The 1,134-nt window shown below is 74.4% G+C and carries 1 protein-coding gene; it reads left to right on the top strand.

The features are described 5' to 3' along the window. Positions 1–216 precede the first annotated feature (216 nt). Positions 217–1,134: BTAD domain-containing putative transcriptional regulator (locus ACJA3G_RS37370; protein ID WP_406557455.1), on the top strand; the 918-nt coding region annotated here is incomplete at its 3' end.

Here is a 1,134-nt window from a genome sequence, read left to right as displayed (position 1 = left end):
GGGTGGTGTGGCGGTTGCGGACCAGTGCCCCATAGCCTTTCGGCGCCAGGGCGACCGCCGCAGGTCTGATCCCGCCCGAGGGCCCGCCCAGGTCGGGGATTGAGGCGCGGGCTGACGTGGCCCTTTTCGGCCAGGGATCGGCGCGTTCTCGCTCTGTGACAACCTCCGGTCACTCCCTGTCCTCTTCGGGTTGCAGGCAAGCACGGAGGAGGCGCGGTGGAGTTCAGGCTGTTGGGGACGGTGGGGATCGACACGGAGTCGGGCGGGCTGGCGCTCGGCCCGCCCAAGCGGTGCAGTCTGCTCGCCGCCCTGCTGTTGCTGCCCAACCGGCCCGTTCTCCTCACCGCTCTGGGTAAGGCGCTGTGGGAGGGCGAGCCACCGGCTCGGGCGCGCTCGGTCGTCCAAGGCCACGTCTCCCAGTTGCGCGCCCTCATGGCGGAGGCCGGCGGTGCCGCACACGGCGTGGACCTGATCACCCACACCGGTGCCTATGAACTGCGTACCCCGCCCGTCAAGGTGGACAGTGCACGCTTCAAGGAGCTGGTGCGCCGGGCCAGTGCCCTGCCGGATGCCGCCGAGGCGGTGCGTCTGCTGCACCAGGCGCTGGCGCTGTGGCAGGGCCCCGCCCTCACGGGGACCACCGCCGGCCCCCTGCTGCTGGACGCGGCCCGCGCGCTGGAGGAGGAGCGGGTCGGCGCGGTGGAGCAATTGGCGGAGGGGTATGCCCGGCTGGGTCGGCACGAGCGGGCGGCGGCCGAGCTGAGCGCCGAGACGGCTGCCTACCCGCTGCGCGAATCGCTGGCCGCCGCCCTGGTCCTGGCCCTGCACCGGTCGGGCCACCGGGCGCGGGCCGTGGAGCGCTACCACCACACGCGTCGACTGCTCGCCGAGCAGCTGGGCGTGTGCCCCGGCCCCCGGCTCGCCCAGGCATTCGAAGAGGTGCTGCGCGATGAGCCGCCGCCCCCGCCCCGCGAGCGACCGGCGCGGGCGGCGCGCGCCGAGACCTCGGCGCAGGCGGCGCGCCTGAGGCCCGCAGTTGCGGAGGCGTGCTTCGAAACCCCGGCCCCGCCGACGCGTCCCGTAGTCCCGACATCGTGCCCTGAAACCCCGTCCCCGGCGCTGTGTCCCGAGCCC

The organism is Streptomyces sp. YS-3, from assembly GCF_045257485.1.
GTDB lineage: Bacteria > Actinomycetota > Actinomycetes > Streptomycetales > Streptomycetaceae > Streptomyces.
The sequence above is the reverse complement of the archived record's forward strand: the minus strand, read 5'-3'. Positions and strand labels throughout refer to the sequence as shown.